Origin of the sequence: Moorena sp. SIO2C4, from assembly GCF_010672485.1 — a bacterium.
In the GTDB taxonomy this organism is placed as follows: domain Bacteria; phylum Cyanobacteriota; class Cyanobacteriia; order Cyanobacteriales; family Coleofasciculaceae; genus Moorena; species Moorena producens.
Genome location: NZ_JAAHGN010000494.1, coordinates 1 through 5,382 on the forward strand (window position 1 = coordinate 1; position 5,382 = coordinate 5,382).

Consider the following 5,382-nt stretch of genomic DNA (forward strand, 5'->3'; position numbering starts at 1 on the left):
CCCCCAAGACCGCTTAGGTGCGCTTTCCGTTGGCGAATTAAATTCGCCACGGGTCGCACCTCTGCATCGCTTACAAAGGGTGTGAGACTAATGTCGATGTCCTAACTGCCCTGGCGACTGCTATATAACAACCGTTTAGAATTCCCCGGCGGGGGACAGTTCAATTATTGAGTTAGTTGTAGACACTACTGGTTCAAATATTAAGTTAGTGATCGGATCTACTGTAGACACTACTGGTTCAAGGTTAGAACCCAGACTGAGTTGGTTCTGTTCACGGTACATACGGGCAAGAGCACCAGTGAAGCCAGCGTTGTAGTCAAGAGCGACTTCATTAATGGCATAGTTAGTTCGATCATCGACATAGGCATTATCCTCTGGTTCAGAGGGACCACCTACCAATGCACCATAGAGAATGTTGAGGTTGTCCGTTGGTGATTCGATGTCATTGGTGGTAGAACCATGGGCTCCACGATGGTGGGGATTCTTGGGAGAATTGTGGCCAAAACCGACGACATAACTGAAATTGTTGGGATTATCCCCAAGAATGTAGTCAATTTGATCAGCCGCAAAATCGGAGTAACGACCATTACCATCATTAACGGTATCACTATAAATACCAGCAAGAAAAGCGGTATTGGCAGCATATCGTAGGGAACCCCAGTCATTGAACCAAGCTAGTCCACCCTCAGTATATTCGATACCTTCACCACTATCGTCACTCCAGTAGTCCAGCCAGCGTTCTACTTCGATACGGTACCTATCCTGGTCAGTTTCCTGAGCAAGAAGGATGCCAGTACCATGGACTTTTTGATCCCAGGATTGAGTCTGAGTAGGATCAATACCTAGGTAGTAGCTTTCGGCTTTATCCAAGTAGGTCTGGTCACCGGTTGCTTTGTACAGCCAAGTTGCAGACCAGGCCAGTTCGTCTTCGTAGCCACTCCAAGAATTGTAGAAAATAGCAGCATCGGGGATAGAGTCAGAGTAGTTACCTTGATAGGTCTCGGCAAAGTCAAATAGGGCTTTCGCGTTATTGAGTAGTTGATTAGCGTAACTGTTGTTTGTGGATTGGAAGGCAATTGAGGCAGCAGCTAAGGCCGCAGCAGATTCACCAGCTAGGTCAGAACCGGGATTTAAAGGATCAATTTTGTACGCTGGTCGCACCATGGTCATGGTTTCCGGCGGTCCCCAGAAGCTATGGTCGATGTCACCGGATCCAACCTGTGCCCAGAATTCTTCGGTTTGACCGTTACTGTCTGTGATGTGGGCTTTGAGTATGTAATCGGTACCCCACTTAATCGCATCCAAAGCCTCATCCCATTGACCCATGTGCTGGTAGGCATCTTCATATTCGATTGCCCCCCAAGCTAGCATAGTCATGGCAGCAGCCATGGGGAAGCCGAACTTGACGTGGTCTCCAGCATCGTAATAACCGCCAGTGAGGTCAACTCCTACATCAGCACCATCGTTGAGAGCAGAATCCCCGCGCCATGGGATGCGATTGTCCTCAGGAAGTTTACCGGAGCGCTGAGCTTCATAAAATAAGAAGGACTTTTCGACAGCGTCAGCATAGTTGAACTGTGGTGAAACATTGGTGTTGATGATACTGGGTACAGTCTCACCATTTCCATTGGATGAGTCGAGTTGAACAGGAGTAGATTCATTCATTAGTCATTAAAAATTAGTAATCTTTGATAACAAAGCAAGTCAAATTACCCCTGTTTAATACTGGGAAAACGAAACAGGTCAAATTACCATTTTTTGTTGTTTATGAAGATAAAAACAACAAAACAAGTTAAATTACCCCTGTTTAATACAGGGACAATGAACTAGCCTCTAATTCCCCGTCAATAAAGGAGATAATAGGGCCTCATATTTGATTGACAAAAGCACTTTAAATTTGAGTAGTACTACTCTTAATGGCTACACCGAAATAGTTTTGTTTTGTAACGATAGCTAATATTAGCTTACAACTGTCAGGATATTAGTGTTAAATAAAACTAGAAGTTATTGTGAATTTTTAGTAAAGAATTAAAATCCCTAACACACAGTATCTTGAACTAAGCAGTTTTCAATTGGGTTCGGTACAAAATTTTTGGATTTTAGGGAACAGGGAACAGCGGATCTGGGAACAGGGAGTAGTGATGCAGCGCTATACTTTATTAACTCTTGCCTCTTGCCTCTTGCCCTACTCTTAGGGAACAGCGGATCTGGGAACAGGGAGCTAAGGTTGTGGGCCACGCTTACTGGCAGAGCCAGACGCTGCTTGAGGTGCGAACGGAGCTGGAAGGTAGCGCCGTCTTGAGGAGCCAGTTGCTCATATAACTTCCCGCGCCCCCCACACTCCCCACACTTACCACACTTACCACACTTACCACACTTACCACACCCCATCTCCCCACCCTCCCCGCGCCCCCGCCCCATCTTGTTAATCTGGCGGACAGAGGAAATTCTTGAGTTTTTCCGGCATTTCCTCAAAATTCTCTAGAAGGAAGTCCATTATGGCCAGATGGTACAAATCGATGGGCATGGGAGAGCGATAGTTATCACCTCTGGCAAACCAGCGCTGTACTGTGGCATCGCTACGGGAGCAAATACAGGCTATGACTTCGTAAGTAACCAACCATTTCCCATAAAACTTAGGTGCGCTTGACCTTGGCGAATTCAATTCGCCACGGGTCGCACCTGTTGTGGTGTCATAGCAATTTGGCAGTTACTGTAGCGCTGGATTAAGGCTCGGTCTTTTTCGGTTAGAGGACGGGGCTTTTTCATAAGGCGTCCTCTACTGCTAGAGTTTCTATGTCTTGTGCCGGGGCCAGTACGGTGATGGCTAGTTCAGTACCCCAGTCAAGTTGGTGATCATGGGGTTTCGAGGGAATGCGATCGCGTAGCGGCTCGTACCGAGCATCCCATAGCGGCTCGTACCGAGCATCGTTTTCGTGGTAGGGGTGACCCTCACCATCAGGGTGAATTGGTTTTAACATAGGATTTATCTCCTTGTCTAAGGGGAGGACCCATAAGCCAGCGCCAGTCGTGTAATCTTTGCGCTGGCTTCTTTGTATCTCCTTACTTTTAAGATAACACAAAAACTTTAAATAGGATTCAACCGTTAAAAAACTTAAAAAACTAATTTGGGAGTAGCGTCAGAGTATTTTTGTTGTTCGCCTGACGGTGTTTTACGTACTGACTATGCTAATTAGTTGTGAAAATTTAATTAATAAAGTAGTGATGTTATCAACTTTTTGAGGTAACTTAAACGGCGGGAAGTTAAGCATAGTAAAGCGTTTATAGACTTTGGTACTATCTCAAATCTAATTCCTTAAAATGCAATTTTTAAAGAAAGCTAAAGCTTGACAAAAAAACTTGTTTTGCTATATGGTATTTGAGGCTCATATTGTTGGAAGACGTCATGAGCTTGACAACAGTATGAATTAGTGTTTAAAACATTGAATAAACTTGTGTTCACAAGTTTTAATTCAGATAAACATCACGTTGTAGTAGGCAAATAATTGCGGTCGCTACAGAAAAATTAATCAGGGAAATATCTATGACAATATTTGTTTCATATTTTGTTATTATTTATGAACATACCATGGAGGTTGAGCCAATGGATATCATTGATATCGAGGTGCAGGAAACGATTTTCCGAGGCAAGACTATTTTCCCAGTTGACTAACCAAAGTTATTGAAACTATGCTCAATTGCAACAGATTAGGTTGTTTGTGCCAGACCAGCGTATCTCTGGGTAAAGTTCAGCGGTTGAAGAGGGTGATTGTATTAATCACAATCTTTGCTTTACTCGAAATGGTTGTGGGCTTTGTTAGCCACAGTTTAACTCTCAAAGCTGATTCCGCTCACATGCTGGCAGATATTGTAGCAATGAGTATTGCTTTGCTTGCTGCATGGCTGGCTCAACGCTCCTCGAAGTCTCGAAAGCAAATGAGCAATCAACCAATTGAAGTTTTAGCTGGTCTGATCAATAGTATCGGTCTAGTGGCTATGTCTGTATGGATTGGGCGAGAAGCGATCGCCCATCTGCAAGGGACACCTGAGGAAATCCTCAGTTTGCCGATGCTAGTCACTGCGTTAATTGGCGTAGTGATCAACAGCATTAACCTCTATTGGCTAGGGGAAAATACCGAGCAAGATATCAATTTGCGTGGTGCGTTTTTGCACGTACTGGCGGACGTAGTTAGCTCAATCGGCACGATAATAGCTGCTTTAGCAGTTGGGATTTTCAACTGGCCTCAGGCGGATGCGATCATCAGCTTTAGTGTAGCTATTTTGATTGGCTTAAGTACTCTTCCTCTACTGCAGCAAACTCTGGAAAAATTATTTAGGGAATCATCAACAACTAAGACGATGGCGATAGAAAAACTCCCTCAACAGTCAGGCTGGCTAGAGTTAGGAAAGACCGATTTAGTGTCTTTGATAAAACTCAAAGAGGATTGAAAATTCCTGGACAGTTATTGAATTTGATCTGATATTTTTCGTGAATTTTTAGGTAAGCATTCAGCGGTCAGCGGTCAGCGGTCAGTGGTCAGCGGTCAGCCGTCAGCCGTCAGCTTTGTGGCACAGGCTAGAAGCCTGTGACGTAGCCCATCTGGTTGACTGACAAAACTTAATGAAAAGCATAATCGTAGGTTTTTACCTTAAATTCGAGTCGATAGTACCTTTTCTGATGTTGTTTGCGGGAGGCCATGGCTGGGTCAGGGTCGTAATTAGAGGTGAAACGTACCTGATGAATAAGTTTCCAGCCATTGGCTAAGGCAGATTTGACCCACTCCCAACCAATACGAAAGTAGCTGTTGCCTCGAAACCAATGGGTATCGACCCACCGACGTTTGCCAGTCTTGACGACCTCAACTCCAACTGCCGTGACATACAGCGTGGCTACAGCTAAGATAAACCATAACCGAGATAGGGCAGACACAGAACGAATTTTCGACTTGTGCACATTCCAGCCATTGGACTGATCATCCAAGAAGTTTTCTTCAATATCAAATCGCATTCCATATTCCTGCGCATGTTTGGAGGGTCGTCTTTTCATCGCTAACAATCGCCCAAAACTCACCATTGACATTGTTGCGACCAAAGATGAGATGGACCCAACCGTACCTTTGTTCTTTATGCAACCTGACATTGTGAAAGCACAAGGCAGCTCCGTGTTTGAAATGAAAGTCTTGAAGCTGGCACCAGCCAATGCCCTTCCGCCAAATCCAAGTATCCTTTTTCACACGAATCCGATAATGCCAGCCACATTGAGTAGTTAACCTAATCAAATCGGTGTGGACAAAGCCTCGGTCTGCTAGCAATATCACCTTAACCCCTTCACCGCATAGCCCTCTGCCTTGTTCCAACATTTCCCGATAGTCTTTGAAGGCG

Annotated in this window: 7 protein-coding genes and 1 pseudogene; 2 read left to right on the forward strand and 6 right to left on the reverse strand. The window is 44.7% G+C overall.

Annotated elements, in window-relative coordinates; translation table 11 throughout:
* Nucleotides 1–135 precede the first annotated feature (135 nt).
* The 4 genes from F6K20_RS22745 to F6K20_RS22760 all read right to left on the reverse strand — a co-directional run bounded on the left by F6K20_RS22745 (nt 136) and on the right by F6K20_RS22760 (nt 2,981).
* Nucleotides 136–1,665, reverse strand: a complete 1,530-nt coding sequence (locus tag F6K20_RS22745; protein WP_008181690.1) for a glycoside hydrolase family 9 protein — start codon at nt 1,663–1,665, stop codon at nt 136–138.
* A gap of 372 nt (nt 1,666–2,037) precedes the next feature.
* Nucleotides 2,038–2,391: a hypothetical protein gene (locus F6K20_RS22750; protein ID WP_287296117.1), complete on the reverse strand. Its 354-nt coding sequence runs from the start codon at nt 2,389–2,391 to the stop codon at nt 2,038–2,040.
* Between the two features lie 34 nt (nt 2,392–2,425).
* Complete coding sequence (locus F6K20_RS22755; RefSeq protein WP_229414402.1) at nt 2,426–2,620, reverse strand: hypothetical protein; 195 nt, start codon at nt 2,618–2,620, stop codon at nt 2,426–2,428.
* A 145-nt stretch (nt 2,621–2,765) separates the two neighbouring features.
* A complete protein-coding gene (locus F6K20_RS22760; RefSeq protein WP_044492515.1) occupies nt 2,766–2,981 on the reverse strand; it encodes a hypothetical protein in 216 nt (71 codons plus the stop codon).
* Nucleotides 2,982–3,544: 563 nt separating this feature from the next.
* Here F6K20_RS22760 and F6K20_RS22765 point away from each other — a divergent pair.
* Nucleotides 3,545–3,673, forward strand: a complete 129-nt coding sequence (locus tag F6K20_RS22765; RefSeq protein ID WP_008181679.1) for a hypothetical protein — start codon at nt 3,545–3,547, stop codon at nt 3,671–3,673.
* 17 nt (nt 3,674–3,690) lie between these two features.
* Nucleotides 3,691–4,449 (forward strand): cation diffusion facilitator family transporter, encoded by a 759-nt coding sequence (locus F6K20_RS22770; protein ID WP_008181676.1) that lies wholly within the window; start codon nt 3,691–3,693, stop codon nt 4,447–4,449.
* A gap of 169 nt (nt 4,450–4,618) precedes the next feature.
* Here F6K20_RS22770 and F6K20_RS22775 read toward each other — a convergent pair whose 3' ends face one another.
* Nucleotides 4,619–5,008, reverse strand: coding sequence for a hypothetical protein (locus tag F6K20_RS22775; RefSeq protein WP_008181674.1), 390 nt, complete (start codon nt 5,006–5,008; stop codon nt 4,619–4,621).
* Nucleotides 4,998–5,382, reverse strand: a pseudogene (locus F6K20_RS22780) (transposase); the annotation flags it as partial. The pseudogene F6K20_RS22780 and the gene F6K20_RS22775, both read right to left, overlap by 11 nt.

What these genes read in the sequence shown, in the direction of transcription:
- F6K20_RS22760 (WP_044492515.1), bottom strand. Translation starts at nt 2,981, where the DNA reads ATGTTAAAACCAATTCACCCTGATGGTGAGGGTCACCCCTACCACGAA.
- F6K20_RS22765 (WP_008181679.1), top strand. Translation starts at nt 3,545, where the DNA reads ATGACAATATTTGTTTCATATTTTGTTATTATTTATGAACATACCATG.
- F6K20_RS22770 (WP_008181676.1), top strand. Translation starts at nt 3,691, where the DNA reads ATGCTCAATTGCAACAGATTAGGTTGTTTGTGCCAGACCAGCGTATCT.
- F6K20_RS22745 (WP_008181690.1), bottom strand. Translation starts at nt 1,665, where the DNA reads ATGAATGAATCTACTCCTGTTCAACTCGACTCATCCAATGGAAATGGT.
- F6K20_RS22775 (WP_008181674.1), bottom strand. Translation starts at nt 5,008, where the DNA reads ATGCGATTTGATATTGAAGAAAACTTCTTGGATGATCAGTCCAATGGC.
- F6K20_RS22750 (WP_287296117.1), bottom strand. Translation starts at nt 2,391, where the DNA reads ATGGGGTGTGGTAAGTGTGGTAAGTGTGGTAAGTGTGGTAAGTGTGGG.